14 protein-coding genes are annotated in these 16872 nt (G+C 49.5%); 6 read left to right on the top strand and 8 right to left on the bottom strand.

Features of this window, described 5'->3' with window-relative positions; translation table 11 throughout:
- Position 1 precedes the first annotated feature (1 nt).
- Positions 2–805 (bottom strand): sensor histidine kinase, encoded by an 804-nt coding sequence (locus KA369_10975; protein MBP7736485.1) that lies wholly within the window; start codon positions 803–805, stop codon positions 2–4.
- Positions 806–1294: 489 nt separating this feature from the next.
- Here KA369_10975 and KA369_10970 point away from each other — a divergent pair, with 489 nt between their 5' ends.
- The 5 genes from KA369_10970 to KA369_10950 all read left to right on the top strand — a co-directional run bounded on the left by KA369_10970 (position 1295) and on the right by KA369_10950 (position 7051).
- Positions 1295–2140, top strand: coding sequence for a diguanylate cyclase (locus KA369_10970; GenBank protein MBP7736484.1), 846 nt, complete (start codon positions 1295–1297; stop codon positions 2138–2140).
- Between the two features lie 5 nt (positions 2141–2145).
- The gene (locus KA369_10965) at positions 2146–4338 is read left to right on the top strand and encodes a bifunctional alpha,alpha-trehalose-phosphate synthase (UDP-forming)/trehalose-phosphatase (GenBank protein MBP7736483.1); all 2193 of its coding nucleotides are present in this window, start codon (positions 2146–2148) and stop codon (positions 4336–4338) included.
- Positions 4338–5981 carry a maltose alpha-D-glucosyltransferase gene (gene treS, locus KA369_10960; protein MBP7736482.1) on the top strand — a complete coding sequence of 548 codons (1644 nt, stop codon included), beginning with the start codon at positions 4338–4340 and terminating at the stop codon, positions 5979–5981. The genes KA369_10965 and treS overlap by 1 nt, the downstream gene beginning before the upstream one ends.
- Positions 5982–6303: 322 nt before the next feature.
- Positions 6304–6465: a hypothetical protein gene (locus KA369_10955; GenBank protein MBP7736481.1), complete on the top strand. Its 162-nt coding sequence runs from the start codon at positions 6304–6306 to the stop codon at positions 6463–6465.
- A gap of 31 nt (positions 6466–6496) precedes the next feature.
- Entirely contained in the window at positions 6497–7051 is a 555-nt protein-coding gene (locus KA369_10950; protein ID MBP7736480.1) for a helix-turn-helix domain-containing protein, read from the top strand.
- A 286-nt stretch (positions 7052–7337) separates the two neighbouring features.
- Here KA369_10950 and katG read toward each other — a convergent pair whose 3' ends face one another.
- From katG to KA369_10925, 5 genes are all read right to left on the bottom strand, one after another.
- Positions 7338–9506 (bottom strand): catalase/peroxidase HPI, encoded by a 2169-nt coding sequence (gene katG, locus KA369_10945; GenBank protein MBP7736479.1) that lies wholly within the window; start codon positions 9504–9506, stop codon positions 7338–7340.
- 18 nt (positions 9507–9524) lie between these two features.
- Positions 9525–9995 carry a bacterioferritin gene (gene bfr, locus KA369_10940; GenBank protein MBP7736478.1) on the bottom strand — a complete coding sequence of 157 codons (471 nt, stop codon included), beginning with the start codon at positions 9993–9995 and terminating at the stop codon, positions 9525–9527.
- A gap of 93 nt (positions 9996–10088) precedes the next feature.
- A complete protein-coding gene (locus KA369_10935; protein ID MBP7736477.1) occupies positions 10089–10487 on the bottom strand; it encodes a transcriptional repressor in 399 nt (132 codons plus the stop codon).
- A 109-nt stretch (positions 10488–10596) separates the two neighbouring features.
- Positions 10597–13062, bottom strand: a complete 2466-nt coding sequence (locus KA369_10930) for an FIST C-terminal domain-containing protein (protein ID MBP7736476.1) — start codon at positions 13060–13062, stop codon at positions 10597–10599.
- Positions 13063–13178: 116 nt separating this feature from the next.
- Positions 13179–14156: a hypothetical protein gene (locus KA369_10925; GenBank protein MBP7736475.1), complete on the bottom strand. Its 978-nt coding sequence runs from the start codon at positions 14154–14156 to the stop codon at positions 13179–13181.
- Positions 14157–14408: 252 nt separating this feature from the next.
- Here KA369_10925 and KA369_10920 point away from each other — a divergent pair, with 252 nt between their 5' ends.
- Complete coding sequence (locus KA369_10920; GenBank protein ID MBP7736474.1) at positions 14409–14936, top strand: hypothetical protein; 528 nt, start codon at positions 14409–14411, stop codon at positions 14934–14936.
- Between the two features lie 10 nt (positions 14937–14946).
- On the opposite strand, the gene KA369_10915 is transcribed toward KA369_10920, so the two are convergent.
- Complete coding sequence (locus tag KA369_10915) at positions 14947–15936, bottom strand: NAD-dependent epimerase/dehydratase family protein (protein ID MBP7736473.1); 990 nt, start codon at positions 15934–15936, stop codon at positions 14947–14949.
- An 82-nt stretch (positions 15937–16018) separates the two neighbouring features.
- Positions 16019–16858 carry an EFR1 family ferrodoxin gene (locus tag KA369_10910; GenBank protein ID MBP7736472.1) on the bottom strand — a complete coding sequence of 280 codons (840 nt, stop codon included), beginning with the start codon at positions 16856–16858 and terminating at the stop codon, positions 16019–16021.
- Positions 16859–16872 lie beyond the last annotated feature (14 nt).

Here is a 16872-nt window from a genome sequence, read left to right as displayed (position 1 = left end):
GTCAAATGTCCCGAATTATAATATTGTCGTCATTGAATGTAAAGGTAAAACCCGAACTCACTCCTCCGTCATGGCTCACCTCGCCGCCCAGCTGTTTCGTCAATGAATCAATCAGATAGACCCCCAGATGCCGCTCATCAGCCGCCAGGCTATTGTAATCGAAACCCGGACCATTGTCGCCGTATCTCATTATGACCATGTTTCCTTCATTCGAAAACTGCACGGTCACTATTTTTTTTTCATTCTGCATATTTTTGAACCCGTGCCTGATTGAATTGGTCGCCAGCTCGTTGATTATAAGGCCGAATAATGACGCCGATTTGGCGTTAATATGGAAATCGCCCCCGGAAATGGCAACTTCAATGCTGCCGCGCGGGATGTCATAATTCTGTATTATGAGATCGATAATTCCTCGCATGTAATCATCCAATAGCAATTGAGAATCATCCTTCCCGGCATAAGACAGCTTATTATATAGAACAGTAAAAGTCTGGATCCGGTTTTTAAGTTTCATTATTAACGTGTCACTGTTTGCGGCATCCGTTAACGAAATCAGCGAGCTCAATGTAGCCAGGTTGTTTTTTATGCGATGATGCGTTTCACGGATCAGCATTTCCTTCTCTTCAAGGGAAGCAGTCAGCATCCTGGTTTTTTCCTGTAGCAATATTTTCTCATTTTCAATAATCCTTTTTTTACTTATGGATCGTGTCATAAAGGTGATCGAAATGAAAATAATCAGCATCATTCCCGCATTCCAAAAATGAAACAAATGCAAAGCACCTTGATCAATATAACTGGATGCCATTATGAAAAAAGTCGATAAACAACTGAGAAAAAAACTGTAATAGGCGTTAATATACAAGGAAGATATGATAATCGGGATTGTATAAAAAAAGAATAATCTATACTGAGATGTTGTGACAATATCTGCGAAACCCACAATGAATGCGAGCATCATAGTTATAACAATAGTGATAATTCGATTATCCCTAAAACTTCTTATATAATTCTTCATATTATTATTCATATTCACTGATTTTCTTAGCACATTAAAATTTGATAAAATGCCTTAAAAATATGACATTATTTATTCATGGAATATAATATACAAAAATTTCAGTAATATTTAAATATATTTAATATTTTTTATTTATAATAAAATTATATTTGATTTATCACTGCCAAATCATTATATTAACAAATAGACAAGTTGTGTTTACCCAAAGCAAACGCCTCATTTTTACTTAATTGCTAACATAATAACTATCGAGCACATTGTTTTATATAATTATGTATGTTTGATATTAATAAAAATATTCGTAGCAAGATATTCGATAAACCAAATTTCTTTATAACTGCGATAGGATTCATTCTCGTATTGCTTTTAGGCTTTATAGATTCACTAATCGATATCCGTATAAGCTTTTCGATATTTTACGTTCTCCCGGTTGTTCTTGTCACATGGTATGCCGGAATCAAGATTGGAATTCTATTTTCAATTCTAAGCTCTGTGATGTGGTTCATTGCAGCGATTTTTTCACATAAACATGAAATTCCCTTTACCATTGTAGCATGGAATTCAATCGTACGCCTCGGCTTTTTTATCATCATTTCTTCAGTTCTTCATTACTTTAAAGTAGAAAGAGAAAAAGCGCGGATCGATTTTTTAACGAGGATATCAAACAGGCGACATTTCGAGGAAGTACTTACAAATGAAATCCAACGCAGCGACAGGTACAATCACCCGCTCACCATTGTCTACATGGATGTGGATAATTTCAAGGCCATCAATGATAATCTCGGGCACCGGGCTGGGGATAAAATTCTGACAACAATCTCTTCCATTATAAACAGCAATATTCGTTCTACTGATTTTATCGCTCGTCTTGGCGGTGACGAATTTGCATTCCTCCTTGTTGAAACAAACGAGAATGAAGCGAAAAATTTTATTAAAAAGGTTCAACACGAATTGCTCATGTCAATGGAAGCTCATGCTTTTCCCGTAACTTTCAGCTTTGGCATTGTGACATTTTATACTTTCACGAGGAACATCAGGGAGATGATGCACATCGCAGACACATGCATGTATCATTCAAAAAAAGCAGGCAAAAATAGAATCAGCCTAAAAGTGGCAAGGTAACCAAAATGTCAAAATTAATATTAGCCGCCAACCGGCTTCCGGTTACGGTCGAAATTAAAAAAAGCGGCGAACCTGCCTTTAGTCCAAGCGTTGGCGGTCTCGCTACCGGCATGTCGTCATTATCGAAAAAATATTCCTGCCTATGGGCCGGCTATTCCGGGATTCCCTTAGAAAGCATCGAGCAAGCTAAATCAGATCATATTAAGAATATCCTTATTGATAAATATAATGCATATCCCGTGCCTTTAACGGATCAGAACATCGAATTATATTATAATGGATTTGCCAATAAGACAATTTGGCCGCTGTTCCATTATTTCCCCTATTTCACAAGTTTCAATGAAGAAACATGGAAGTCATACATGGAGGTGAACAACAAGTTCTTTGATACTTTGAAACAGGTCTACGAACCGGGAGACATTATCTGGGTGCACGACTACCATCTCATGCTGCTGCCGGGAATCATCAGGCAGAATATCCCCGATGCGACAATCGGTTTTTTCCTTCATATTCCCTTCCCTTCATATGAGGTTTTTCGTCTGCTGCCATGGCGTAAGGAGCTACTCACTGGCCTCATGGGAAGCGATCTGATCGGATTTCATACATTCGGATATGTCCGGCATTTTTTAAGCAGCGTCCAGCGCCTTATAGGGATTGATCATTCCATGGGGCAGATGACTATAGAAAACCGCATGGTTAAATGCGACACATTCCCGATGGGAATTGATTACCAGCGATATTCGGATTACATGCACAACAAGAAAATCGTGAAGGAAATTACCGGCTTCAAGAAAAGCATGACCGGTAAAAAATTGATCCTTTCAATGGACCGGCTTGATTTCACCAAGGGGATCATAGAGCGACTCAATTCCTTTGAGCGCTTTCTTGATAAATACACTGAATACCACGGCAGGGTCCAGATGATAATCGTAACCGTACCATCGCGGATCCAGGTCGACACTTACATCAAGCTCAGGAAAACCATCAACGAGCATGTCGGCAGGATCAACGGGAAATACAACACCCTCAGCTGGTCGCCGATACAATACCTATACCGGTCACTTCCCTTTGAAATGATAATGACCCTGTATCACTGTTCGGACGTCTGCCTTGTCACCCCCCTTCGCGACGGAATGAACCTGGTGGCCAAGGAATACGTTGCCGCCCGTATCAACAATGACGGCGTTCTCATCCTCAGCGAGATGGCCGGCGTGTCCGAAGAGCTGGGCGAGGCGCTGATCGTCAACCCCAACAACAGCGAGGAAGTTGCCGATGCGATTGCTTCTGCACTTTCCATGCCAGAAGATGAAAAGCACCGCCGGATGCAGATCATGCAACGAAGGCTGCAGAGAAACGACGTGATTCAATGGTCTTCCTCCTTCATTGAGAAGCTGTCGAACATGAAGAAAATTGAAGAAGTATATATGGCAAAAAGCATAAATAACGCCAATCTGGGTGCGATTCTTGATGCATATCGGAGCAGCCATTCCCGATTATTGCTGCTCGATTATGATGGGACCCTGGTTACCTTCACCGACAGGCCCGATTTGGCCGTGCCGGATCCGGATCTTATCTCGCTTTTATCGGGACTAACCTCTGACATCAAAAATACCGTGGCAATAATCAGCGGCCGCAACTTTGAATTCCTGGAACGATATTTCAGCGGCATGCATCTGTCTTTGATAGCCGAGCATGGGGCCTGGATAAAGCTCAACGGCGACGGGTGGAAGACGATTTCGAACCTGGATACGCAATGGAAAAATGAAATAAGGCCAATTCTCGAATCCTATTGTGACCGGACTCCCCGTACTTTCATCGAAGAAAAGGAATTCTCTCTGGCATGGCACTACCGTCGAGCCGATGCCGAACTCGCCTCCATGCGGGCCATGGAACTAAAGGGGAACCTCCTGCACATGATAGCCAACCACAATCTCGGCATCATGGAAGGCAACAAGGTACTTGAAATAAAAAGTCTCGAGATAAACAAGGGTAAAATTGCCAATTTCCTGTTATCTGCCAAAGATTATGATTTTATACTGGCAATCGGTGATGATGTAACAGACGAAGATCTTTTCTCGGCAATTCCAGATAGCGGCTTCAGCATCAAGGTCGGATATAGCCAGTCAAAAGCAAGATACTATATAAGCAGAACTGCAACGGTGCGGCAGGTATTAAAGGAATTCGGGAAGGTTCATTGATGCCGGACGGAGTTATCGACAACACGCCGTGGTACAAGACCGCCGTATTATATGAACTGTATGTCCGCGGATTCCAGGACAGCAACCGGGACGGCAGGGGAGACTTTCGCGGCTTGATATCACGCCTTGATTATCTCGTTGACCTCGGAATCGACTGCTTGTGGCTCATGCCCATTTACCCCTCTCCCGGGAGGGACGACGGGTATGATATCATGGACTACTACGGCGTGAATCCTGAATATGGCACCATTGAGGACTTCCGGAACCTCCTGTATGAAGCGCATAGCAGGGGTCTGAAAGTTCTTGGAGAACTGGTCCTCAATCACACCTCAGATCAGCACCTATGGTTCCTTGAGGCGAAAAAGGGGCCCGTTTCACCCTATTTCAATTACTACGTATGGTCGGATAACCCTGACAAGTATAGGGAAGCCTGCATTATCTTTTCAGATATTGAAACATCCAACTGGGCCTATTGCAAGGAAAATGGATTGTACTACTGGCACCGCTTCTTCTACCACCAGCCGGACCTCAATTACGAAAATCCCCGGGTGCGCGAAGAGATGATACGAGTTATCAGGTTCTGGCTGGATATGGGCCTTGACGGTTTTCGAGTTGATGCCGTGCCGTATCTTTTTGAAAAAGACAGCACCAATTGTGAAAACCTACCGGAAACACACCTTTTTATAAAAGAGATAAGGACTATCATCGACCGGGATTATCCCGGCTCAGTATTACTGGCTGAAGCAAACCAATGGCCGGAAGATCTTGTTGAATACTTCGGAAGCGGCGATGAATTCCACATGGCTTTCAATTTCCCCCTCATGCCGCGCCTTTTCATGGCTTTGAAACTCGAGCATCACGGTCCCATTGTTGATATCATGAAGCGGCTTCCGCAAATTCCCGATACCTGCCAGTGGGCCATGTTCCTCCGGAATCACGATGAAATGACCCTTGAAATGGTTACTGATGAAGAACGTGACTACATGTTTCACACGTACGCCGAAGACAAACAAATGCGTATTAACAAGGGAATCCGGCGGCGCCTGGCACCTCTTCTGGGCAATGATAGAAAAAAAATAGAGTTATTATATGCAATTTTATTAACCCTTCCCGGTACTCCCGTAATCTATTATGGCGATGAAATCGGCATGGGGGATAACATCTATCTTGGCGACAGGAACGGCGTCAGAACACCGATGCATTGGAATGACAATAAAAACGCGGGGTTTTCCGAAGCGCAGCCGTCTCGATTATACGCTCCGGTAATAACCGATCCGGTTTATAATTACAACTCGGTCAATGCCGAGGAGGACATGAATAACTCAAATTCGCTCTTTAACTGGCTTAAAAACATCATCCATATCAGGAAAACATTCCCGGTGTTCGGTACCGGAACAATCGAATTTCTCTATCCCGACAACAAAAAAATTCTTGTCTACATGATCAGACAAGATGACATACGAATGCTCTGCGTATTCAACCTTTCACCGTCGGCGCAGCCCGTCGAAATTGATCTATCGTTTTTAAACAACTATGTTCCGATTGAAATTATCGGAGGGACCATTTTCCCGACAATCGGGGAATTGCCATACCTTCTTACACCGAACGGTTACGGATACTATATATTTCATATAATGGAATAACATCTCCGTATCGTATCGTGACTTAGCCTATAATGTTCGATTCAAAAAATCCCGTACTGTCGCGCAAGACGGCAACATCCTTAATTGCCGGATAATGGCTACCATTGCTTTGATCATGACCTTGGCGCATAAATATTCATTTTTCAATTATATAGGTCCAACCAAATAAAAAAACAGTTGTAAAACCAATTATTTTTATTTTTAATGAATTTTTAATTAATATATTTCATTTTAAATGAATTTTTTATTGACATATTGATATCACCTCTGTATTTTTATATGTAGAAAATCCATTACATAGCAAATTATCGGAGATGAACAAATGCCAGACGACGGAAAAAGAACCTCAAAGGAATATCGTAAAAGCTTTAAAAAATATGATATAGTAATTGATAAGACTACGGTTATCACGATTATTGTCGTGGTAACCGCGATATTCGGCGCCATGTGCGGCATCTTTTATCTCGCGGGGGTTTTTAAATAGAAACATGAATTGCTAACGGACACTTCACGCCATGGACATAGGCCCTTCGTTAAAAAAAATCAGGCTTAAAAAGGAATATACCATAAAAGAAGTAGCCGAGCGCATCAATGTCTCGGTCAGTCTTCTGTCCCAGATTGAAAATGATAAAATTACGCCTTCTTTACAGTCCCTTGAAGAATTGCTGAGGTTTTACGCGGTAAATTTTTCGGATTTTTTCAAGCAGGTAGAGCAGAAGAAGTATGTATACGTGAGCGAAGCCGACGCGGAAACGCTCACAAGCAGGGACCATGGCATCAAACTCACGCTGCTCGCCTCAAAATTACAAAATAACGCCCTTGAATCGTTCATTGTCGAAATCAATCCGGGCTCGACCCTGGAAATCGCGAAACTTGATGAAACCATAAACGGCGAGCGGATAATCTATGGAATATCGGGATCGATCGCGGTGAATCTCGACGATGAAACATTCACAGTCGGCAAAGGCGATTCAATCAATTTTAAGTCCTATGTGGCGTGCACAATGGTCAACAGCTCTGCTGATGAAGCAAGAATACTTGTTTCGGGAATGCCGCCGCTGGTTTTATAAGCTTCTTATCTTATGGGCGCCTGCGCAATAATCGGAGCGCGCAGCATATCAACCATCACATCAGGCTTTGTCCATCGATCATAGAGTGCGAAATCCCTACAAGTAAAAAAGACGGGGGTTTGGGCCCCCGCCTTTGATTACTGCCATTGTTCCATTACAGCTCTCTTCTTCATATTCCCTGCAGGCATGCCGGTTCAACGGCGCCTTCAGGGCCCCTCCGGCCCCGAAGGTCCGCCGGCCATTGCCGGGTAGCCCTTCGCAGCCGCCGAAGACGGTCCTGCTTCGATCAGCCAACGTCGAAACGGTCCAGGTCCATCACCTTACTCCACGCCGCGATAAAATCCTGCACGAACTTCTTCTGGGAGTCATCGCAGGCGTAGACCTCCGCCAGGGCCCTGAGCTGTGAGTTCGAACCGAAGACCAGGTCGACCCGGGTGCCGGTCCACTTGAGCTCGCCGGTCCTGCGATCATGCCCTTCGAACACGCCGTCGTCCTTGGCGGCCGGCTTCCATTCCGTGGCCATGTCGAGGAGGTTCACGAAAAAGTCATTGGTGAGCGCCTCGGGCCGTTTTGTGAAGACACCGTGCCTGGTCCCTCCAACATTGGTGTTCAGGACGCGCATGCCGCCCACGAGGACCGTCATCTCAGGCGCGGTCAGGGTCAGCAGCTGGGCCCGGTCGACCAGCAGATCCTCGGCCGACACTGCGTATTTGGCCTTCTGGTAGTTGCGGAAACCGTCGGCCTTCGGCTCGAGCACCGTGAAGGAGCCCGCGTCGGTCTGCTCCTGCGAGGCGTCCATGCGGCCCGGCGTGAAGGGCACCGTTACGTCGTGACCGGCATTCTTCGCCGCCTTCTCGACGCCGGCGCATCCGCCGAGGACGATCAGGTCGGCCAGCGACACCCTCTTCCCACCCGACTGAGCCTTGTTGAACTCGCCCTGGATTTTTTCAAGGGCCTGGAGCGCCTTTTTCAGCTGTGCGGGCTGATTGACCTCCCAGTCCTTCTGCGGGGCCAGGCGGATGCGGGCGCCGTTGGCGCCGCCGCGCTTGTCGGAGCCGCGGAACGTTGACGCCGACGCCCAGGCGGTCGAAACCAGCTCCCCTACCGACAGTCCCGAAGCCAGTATCTTCTCCTTGAGCGAGGCGATGTCCTTCGCGTCGATCAGCGCGTGGTTGACCACCGGGATCGGGTCCTGCCAGATGAGCTCTTCCGCCGGGACCTCGGGGCCCAGGTAGCGCGAGCGCGGCCCCATGTCGCGGTGGGTCAGCTTGAACCAGGCCCGGGCGAAGGCGTCGGCGAATTCATCCGGATTCGCCAGGTAGCGCCGGGCGATCTTCTCGTAAACAGGATCGAACTTGAGGGCAAGGTCGGCGGTGGTCATCATGGGGCGGACTTTTTTGGACGGATCATGGGCGTCGATAACCATGTCCTCGTCTTCCACGTCTTTCGCCAGCCAGATATAGGCCCCTGCCGGACTTTTCAGAAGCTCCCAGTCATACTTGAACAGGACCTTCAGGTAGCCCGTGTCCCACCTGGTGGGATGCGGTTTCCAGGCGCCCTCGATCCCGCTCGAAATGGTATCGCCCCCCTTGCCGCTCCTGTAGCTGCTCTTCCATCCCAGGCCCTGTTCCTCGATCGGCGCTGCTTCAGGCTCCGGGCCCACATGCTTCGGGTCTCCGGCGCCGTGGGCCTTGCCGAAGGTATGTCCGCCGGCGACGAGGGCGACAGTTTCTTCGTCGTTCATCGCCATGCGCGCGAAGGTCTGGCGGACATCATGGGCGGAAGCGGCCGGTATCGGCTCTCCGTTGGGGCCCTCGGGGTTCACATAGATCAGTCCCATCTGCACGGCCGCCAGGGGATTCTCCAGCTCGCGGTCGCCGCTGTAGCGCTTGTCGCCGAGCCAGGTATCTTCCGTCCCCCAGTAGACGTCTTCCTCGGGCTCCCATATATCCTCCCGTCCGCCGCCGAAGCCGAAGGTCTTGAAGCCCATCGACTCCAGGGCGACGTTGCCGGCCAGGATCATGAGATCGGCCCAGGATATCTTCTTCCCGTATTTTTTCTTAACGGGCCAGAGGAGGCGCCGCGCCTTGTCCAGGTTGACGTTGTCGGGCCAGCTGTTGAGGGGCGCGAAGCGCTGGTTGCCGGTGCCGCCGCCGCCGCGGCCGTCGGAGGTGCGGTAGGTGCCGGCGCTGTGCCAGGCCATGCGTATCATGAGGCCGCCGTAGTGGCCCCAGTCCGCGGGCCACCATTCCTGCGAGTCGGTCATGAGCGCGGCCAGGTCCTTTTTCAGGGCCTTAAGGTCGAGCTTCTTGAATTCCTCCGCGTAGTTGAAGCCGGGGTCCATCGGATCGGACTTCGAAGAATGCTGGCGCAATATTTCCAGCCTCAGCTGGTTGGGCCACCAGTCGCGGTTCGATGTGCCGCGGCCGGCCGGTTTATTATTCATATCGGTCATAATGGTCCTCCTTTGGGGTTATTCTTTTACCTGCGTCGTTAAAAACACCTGGAGCGACATCTGCTCTATCTGGCTCTGCAGCTCCTCGATGCCGTCCATGTGGGCGTCTTCATCGTTCAATATCTGCTGGAGAAAATCGCGAGTGGCGAAATCCTTCACCTCGCCGGCGAGGATGATGGCCTCATTGTAGGCCTTGATGGCCCCCTCCTCAGCGACATGGTCGTTGGCCAGCTGCTTGTCAACCTTGTCCCCGATCATGATCTTGTTCAGCGTACTGACCGTCGGCGTGCCCTCCAGGAACAGGATGCGGCCGATGAGCTTTTCCGCGTGCTTCATCTCGTCTATGGCGCGCTTCTCGAAGTGCTTGTGGAGCTTCTCATATCCCCAGTCGTCGCACATCTCCGAATGCACCATGTACTGATTGATCGCCGTCAGCTCGTCCGCAAGGAGCGCATTGAGCGCGCCGATAAGTTTCTCGTTTCCTTTCATTTACAACCTCCCATTATTGTTAGAAATTTTAAGATGCCAATCCCTGGACCATGGCCCCCATTGACGCCATGGCCTTGTTGCCCGCGATACTTATTATTTCTTTTTTCGTTTCAGGCATTTGTCACAAATGCCGTAAAACTGTATGGTATGGCCTGATATGTGACTCTTCGTCATTTCCCGGGCCTTTTTCGTTATCAGGTCCTGTACAGTCATGGGAAAATCAGTAACGGTTTTGCATGTATCGCAGATGAAGTGATAATGCAATCCCGGTATGGCGTCATAATGCTCCATCCCGTCGCCGAACTCCCTGCGCGTTAAACGCCCTTCCTCGACCAGTATGCTGATATTGCGATACACATTGCCCAGGCTGAGGGAGGGCATTTCCTTTTTCAATGCGTCATAGACATGCTGCGCCGTCGGATGATCCATGCGGGATCGTATGAACTCGCAAATCCTTTCGCGCTGTCTGCTTTTGCGGCGTATGGTTTTCATGTTAATAATGATTCTTAATATTAATATAAAAACCGGAAAAGGTCAAGTCAAAACGTGAAAAAATCGGGGTCACTTTCTTTTTATTTATGATGAAACGATACCCACCGGGTCACTCTTTAAATGTCACCCCTATGGAGGTGCCATTCCCGGAATTGATTGCCAGCTCTCCTTTTATCTGCCTGGTGAGCATCTCCATGAGCTGCAATCCCATTCCCCTTGATGTGCCGTTTTTCACGGCCTCCGGCAATCCGATACCGTCATCTGAAACGACAAGGGTGATATATTCCCCTTTTTTGCCGAGCTCGACATTCAATACTCCCGTTGATTCATCAGGGTAGGCATATTTCACCGTATTAGTCATCGATTCATTTAAAATAAGCCCGAGCGGTACCGCGCGCTTGATGTCAAGCTTGATGCCATCAAGCTTCATGTTCACGTCAATACGCCTGTTTCCCACGGTCAGGGTATCGACAAGGGATAGGGCCATTTTTTTAATGTAGTCATCCAGATCAACTTCCCGCGGATCGCCGGTATCATTCAACTGGGTATATATTTCCGAAATGGAGTGTATTCTGGATACCGTGTCATTGATGATCTTTATTGAATGGTCATCGGTCAAATCAGGTATGGAAAGGTTAAGAAGGCTCGCGATGATATTGAGATTATTCTTGACCCGGTGCTGGAGCTCTCTGAAAAGAACATTCTTTTCCTCCAGCGATTTCTCCAGGGCCTGCTCGGCATGCTTTCGTTCGGTGATGTCCCGTATGACCTCGATGGCCCCGATACGCCGGCCGCTTGAATCGAACAACGGGGCCGCCGCTATCCAGAGGTATGCGCCGGCATTCCGGTTCATGTGGGGAATATACGTTTCCGTATAGATGGTATTATCGACACGATGGGCGTTCCTATACCGTTCATCCGGCTCGACGTCGGGAAGAAAAATGGCATCGATCAGAATCGGCCGCCTTTCCCGGTACAAAGGAACGGCGTATGCGTAATCGCCCTGTCCGATCATATCCTCCTTCTTCGTTCCGGTCAATTGTTCCATGGCCTTGTTCCAGAAGACCACTTTCTGCTCCTGGTCTAGGACAAAGGTCGGATCCGGAAGAAACTCGATGATCTGGGCCATCTCTTTTTGATTGTTCAGCAGCTTCTCCATCAAGCGATGAAAGGCGTTGGCAAGGTAGCCGATCTCATCCGGGTATTTGCCCAGGAGCGGATTAATGGGCAACTCCCCCACGGTCATCTTGTTCATCTGGTCGGCGGCCCGGATCAGCAGGCGGTTCAGCGTCATCAGGCGGTGCAGCCTGGTCTGGGCGAAGCCCGCATAGATGGCAGGGAAATTATCTATGAAGGCGTCACGAAAATGGCCGTCACTGTCCTCGAAGAATACTATGGCGGTCAATGTTTGATTGATATTGATGCCGAAGATCTCGCCGAAGGTCGAAAAACCGGCCATGGGAAACGACCAGCGGGAGGAGAGACCGTCGAGCTCGCAAGAGTTGCCAATGCGGCGCAGGATGCAGTCGTTCAGGATCGCCACAACCGGTCGGGGTTTGCCCAGCAAAAAATCGTCAAAGGCGCGGCGCGTGGTTTCAATGAAATCCACGGCCTCCAGCAAGAAAAGCTCATCACCGGGGCTTATGTCGCAAAAAAACGTCATTACTCTATTGTCCGGATCTATTTCTCTAACGGCCCGTATGAATAATTCCCCCTCCAGCTCGATACCGAAGGAATATCCGGTCAGCCTATCATCCAGCTCCCCGGGCGGCACGCCCAGCAGCATGGTCAAATAATCCACCAGAGGTAAGATGCGGCCGGATTGCGTGTCCTGGACCAGGGATACGGTACGCCGGTCAGGATCGGCGTCCACGACAACAAATGAAACGCCGGTCTTGCGGAAATTATGCGACTTGAGAACGCTGTAGGCCATGCCGGGCGCGACCTTCACGAAAATCACGATCGCGTGGTCTTCAATAACCCGGGATCCGTCAAAGAGGTATGTATGCCGGTAATCCAGCTTGCCGCCGGCCGAACCGCCCACAAAGAGCACCGGGAAGCGGCCGCTGGCGTATACCGCCTCCATGAACTGGCCTTCGCAGGCCGATAACCCGTCAATGAAGGTCAGCGCGAAGCTGTCACGGACGCTGAGCGGAAAAGAGGGCCGGACCGAGGCCAGCGAATGGGCGATTCGCCTGACCCTTTCATCCCACGGGACAGAGGGCGTCCCGCGACGGATATCCTCATTGGGCAGAGGAATGGCGTGAATGCTGGCCGCATTGATCAAAGAAGGGGAAAACACTTCGACGACAACCGTAGACCAGGACTGACCCGTGGGGCAGTAGAGCTGCTCGCCCTGATTGATGGAACAGAGCTCGCCCGCCGTGGACACTGCCACCAGAGGAGTATTCCCGGCATGGCCCATTAAACGCGACACGACGTCCGAGAAATCCAGATGGGGCGAAATAAAGGCGATGGCCAGGGGGGAACTTCCGGCAGGGAACTGAAAAACCTCGCTTGAAAGTCCCGCAAGGGAGGGATCCGTTTTTATAATATGTACCGGAGATTCATCCATTTTATCATCACCCGCCATCAACGATAAACATGGTCTATGCCCGCCACACCCGCACGTTCAATATATCGAAAAGATATCGATTATGACAATAAATTATGAATATTATTCCCTCAAACTCATGGTTTATTCTCATAAAACCCGGCCATCAGCCAGAAACGCTTTTTCACCTCGGGATTATCCATTGGCTTGTAGTTGACGATCTCCTTTCCTTTTATCTTAACCGATATGACATAGGGGTGCTTCATCTTTTGGGTCACGTGATAAAAGGTGACGAAATCCGCAAGGTCTTCTGCCCAGCTCTGACTACCATAGAGGGATACGAAGGGGCTCTCTGACAGACCGCGATATATGCTCGGGGCATCCGACGCCTTTATCTTTGGGCCCTTGTTGAATCCATAAAAAGTCACGTCTTTTCTGAAATTATAGGGCCTGACCGGATCATGGATTGATTTCCAGACACCCCTGACAAAATCCGTCTCCGTCTTTGTGTCGTTGTACAATTCAATCACTTCCTTTTCAACATTGGGAGTGATCCGGTTCGCATAATCTATCATATGGGTGCCTTCATGGAGCATTATGTAGGTCAACTGATTGACGCCGCTGCCGCAATTCACCGAAATCGTTACATCCCTTTCATCGATAAAGCATGAACGCTCCCGCCATGTCAGCATTTCCGAAAGGTCTTTCATCGCCAGCAGCCTGGGATTGATGATTAAATAGAAATAAAGGTTCCTTTTACCGTCAATGACCCAGTCCGCCCCGCCGCTCCCCAGAAAATTATTGATGAAATAAATACCGAGGAGGCGTTCTTTTAATACCTTCTTATGAAGAGGCGGCAGCAGTTCCAGGCTCTTTCTGATATCCGACATTTCCCTTCCGTTCGGCGAGTAGGAAGTATAATCCTTTCGGCCATCCGCTTCCATCCAGAAATCCGTGACGACCTTCGGCGCCGGTGTAATCCTTTCATGGAGGGGCAGGCCCTGCCGCAATGTGTAGCTGCTGAACTGTTTTACCGGTAAGTCTGCCGCCTTTTTGTCGCAGCTGACCGCTAAAGCGGAAAGAGAGATGATGATGAGATACGCTATTATTCTCATAGGGTTTATCCTGATTTTTATTCATTATGACTTCATCAGCTTATCAAATATCATTGCGTTACGGCCTCATACTGTCCTATATCTCCGGCGCGGTCAACATATAAAATAGGACCGCGTATCTGCGGCAGATCATGGGATTCGCCAATGAAACACCCCGATCGACAGGGCGAAAAACAACCGTGACATTTATTATTGACAGATCATAATCCGATGGCTATGATCCTGCATGACGATAAAAAACAGGAGGAGCCTATGAAAACCATAATGCTGACGCTTGTTTTTACCTGTCTTATTCCCATCACTCTCCTGGCCGATCCGCCCATTGTCGGCAGCTGGGAAAATCTGAAAGAACTCAAAAATTATCCGGGAAATCGGGACAGCCTGATCTTTGAAGCAAACGGCTCCTTTACCTATTCCGGGCCCAGTCCCTTTCAATGCAAGTGGACACTGGCCGGCAACATCATCAAGCTGAGCGACTGCGGCTTCGACGGCCCCCCGGTTTTAAAGATCATCCAGCTGAAGGGGGACAGGCTCACGATCCAGTTCGATTCGGAAAAACCGGGAACCTATCGCCGCGTCGCCGGTCCCGACACGTCCGGCGGTTCCGAGAATCCGGCCCCCGCCGGTTATGCCGTGAACGACCGCGTACAGGTACTGTGGAACGACCAGTGGTATCCGGCGGTCATTCTGAAGGTGAAGGGCAAAAAATATTTTATCCATTATGACGGATATGAATCGAGCTGGGACGAATGGGTCGGGGAAGACCGGATGAAGAAATGACCCGTCCGGGTCATTTCTTTTTAATATATCCATTTTCGGTGAACCAGTGAAGGGCCTTCTCTATGGCCTGCCGCACCGGCGTCTGGGGAAGGCCCAGCTCCTTCACTGCCTTGGAGCAGTCATACCACTCCTGCAGTTTGCCGATCCGCACCTCCGAGGCCGTGACCACCGGAGGCTTTTTCGTGAAATAGGCCGCCGCCTCGAAGAGATAGCCCATGGCGACGGCGGCGTGGTACGGTATCTTTATCCGCGGTGGCCTGACTCCCGCGACCTCGGCAATCAGGCTGAAGTACTCGGATACCGTCATGTTCTGGTTACCGAATAGGTATCGCTCCCCGATCCTGCCTTTCTTGGCCGCGAGGATATGGCCCCGGGCGACGTCCTCCACGTCTATGATATTGGTCCCCCCCTCGATGTATCCGGGCATCTGTCCCGTGGCTATGTCGATTATCATCTGCCCCGAGGGTGTCGGCTTGATATCGCGCACGCCGATGACCAGGGTGGGATTGACTATGACGATAGGCAGACCCAGGGGAACGAACTTTTTCGCCTCCTCTTCTGCGAGGTACTTGGAGATGGAGTAGTGGTCCCCGGTTTTCCAGTGGTTGAACTGGGCGCTTTCGTCCACCGGTATCGGGCCGTGGGCCCCCAGGGCGTTGTTGGTGCTCGTGTACACCACCTTCTGCACCCCGGCGTCGAGGGCCGCCTTCATCGATGTCTTCGTCCCCTCGACGTTGACCTCGTAGGGCAGTTTTCTGTCCGGCACCCAGTGGGCGAAAAAAGCGGCCGTGTAATAGAGCGTGTCGCAGCCCTTGAGGGCTTGCCGCATGGAGTCGCCGTCGCGGATGTCCCCATAAGCGATCTCCACGTCAAGGCCGTCGATATTGCCCATGTCGCTGGTCTTACGCACGAGGACCCTGACTTCTTCGCCGTCCTTCAAGAGCTCTCTTACGATCGATGAGCCCATGAACCCGGTCGCGCCTGTGACGAGTTTTTTCATTGCCCCCTCCCTCTTTAATATTCCATCCTGCCGTTCATCATGACCCATTGCGCCCCATAGCATACATCATATATGAATATAATCAATTCGTTTTTATAATAGACTGCACATACCTCTGCTGCCTTATGGCGGAAGTATAATTGCCGCTTCTGGCGGAACTGGTAAAATTGATCGATTTTGACGGACAGCTATATACACATCTCAGGCAGCGCAGGCAATGATTATCCTCCTTGAGCATTACTCCCTCCCGGGTGATTACAATATTTTTTTCGGGGCACAGGGCGCTGCAGATGCCGCACCTGACGCACCGTGTATCTACTTGAAGGTTTCTATAGAGTTTTTCACCCACCAGGCGAAGTGAATAACCGCGCACCACGTTGACCGCCCTGAAGGTGTAGGGATTCAGCGAAAACGGTTTGTTCCGGAACCTCGCGTACTGCCTTATAATCCGATTGGAGAATTTCACGATTTTAATGTCAGTTGAATATTCAAAACGGGTGGCGTACCGATAGGCGACATGGCCCGCGTCGCCGTAAAAAGACAGGCCGTTGGAAGGCAGCTTGAAGCCTTCTTTCGCTATTGTGAGATAATTTTTCTCCCTTAATTTTTTCGACGTCACGGCATTGCAATCCAGCCTGATCAATGCCTGCGTTGAATAGATAAAGACAGGGACAGGCGCCCGGGAGATGGGAAGCAGCTCGATGAACCGGTCGATGATTTCAGGCGCGCTCAGGTCATAGACCGGGTAGGCGACGCCAAGGATCGTCTCCGCTCCCGTTTCCAGCGCGTCAATCCGGGAAATCGCTTCTTCCACCGGAATGGCCCGTATATCACCGGCCTTGTCGCGAAGCGCCGCCATAAGCTTGTCGGTGATAAAGGTCGTATTTCCCGTGCCTGAAAAGTAAATGATCCTGATCTTCATAATTTATCTCCTTA

The organism is Spirochaetota bacterium (assembly GCA_017999915.1).
In the GTDB taxonomy this organism is placed as follows: domain Bacteria; phylum Spirochaetota; class UBA4802; order UBA4802; family UBA5550; genus RBG-16-49-21.
This window is presented reverse-complemented; position numbering and strand designations above follow the sequence as displayed.

Coding starts and splice junctions, on each gene's coding strand:
- KA369_10950 (MBP7736480.1), top strand. CDS start 6,497: ATGGACATAGGCCCTTCGTTAAAAAAAATCAGGCTTAAAAAGGAATAT.
- KA369_10970 (MBP7736484.1), top strand. CDS start 1,295: ATGTTTGATATTAATAAAAATATTCGTAGCAAGATATTCGATAAACCA.
- KA369_10935 (MBP7736477.1), bottom strand. CDS start 10,487: ATGAAAACCATACGCCGCAAAAGCAGACAGCGCGAAAGGATTTGCGAG.
- KA369_10925 (MBP7736475.1), bottom strand. CDS start 14,156: ATGAGAATAATAGCGTATCTCATCATCATCTCTCTTTCCGCTTTAGCG.
- katG (MBP7736479.1), bottom strand. CDS start 9,506: ATGACCGATATGAATAATAAACCGGCCGGCCGCGGCACATCGAACCGC.
- KA369_10930 (MBP7736476.1), bottom strand. CDS start 13,062: ATGGATGAATCTCCGGTACATATTATAAAAACGGATCCCTCCCTTGCG.
- KA369_10910 (MBP7736472.1), bottom strand. CDS start 16,858: ATGAAGATCAGGATCATTTACTTTTCAGGCACGGGAAATACGACCTTT.
- bfr (MBP7736478.1), bottom strand. CDS start 9,995: ATGAAAGGAAACGAGAAACTTATCGGCGCGCTCAATGCGCTCCTTGCG.
- KA369_10955 (MBP7736481.1), top strand. CDS start 6,304: ATGCCAGACGACGGAAAAAGAACCTCAAAGGAATATCGTAAAAGCTTT.
- KA369_10915 (MBP7736473.1), bottom strand. CDS start 15,936: ATGAAAAAACTCGTCACAGGCGCGACCGGGTTCATGGGCTCATCGATC.
- treS (MBP7736482.1), top strand. CDS start 4,338: ATGCCGGACGGAGTTATCGACAACACGCCGTGGTACAAGACCGCCGTA.
- KA369_10920 (MBP7736474.1), top strand. CDS start 14,409: ATGAAAACCATAATGCTGACGCTTGTTTTTACCTGTCTTATTCCCATC.
- KA369_10965 (MBP7736483.1), top strand. CDS start 2,146: ATGTCAAAATTAATATTAGCCGCCAACCGGCTTCCGGTTACGGTCGAA.
- KA369_10975 (MBP7736485.1), bottom strand. CDS start 805: ATGGCATCCAGTTATATTGATCAAGGTGCTTTGCATTTGTTTCATTTT.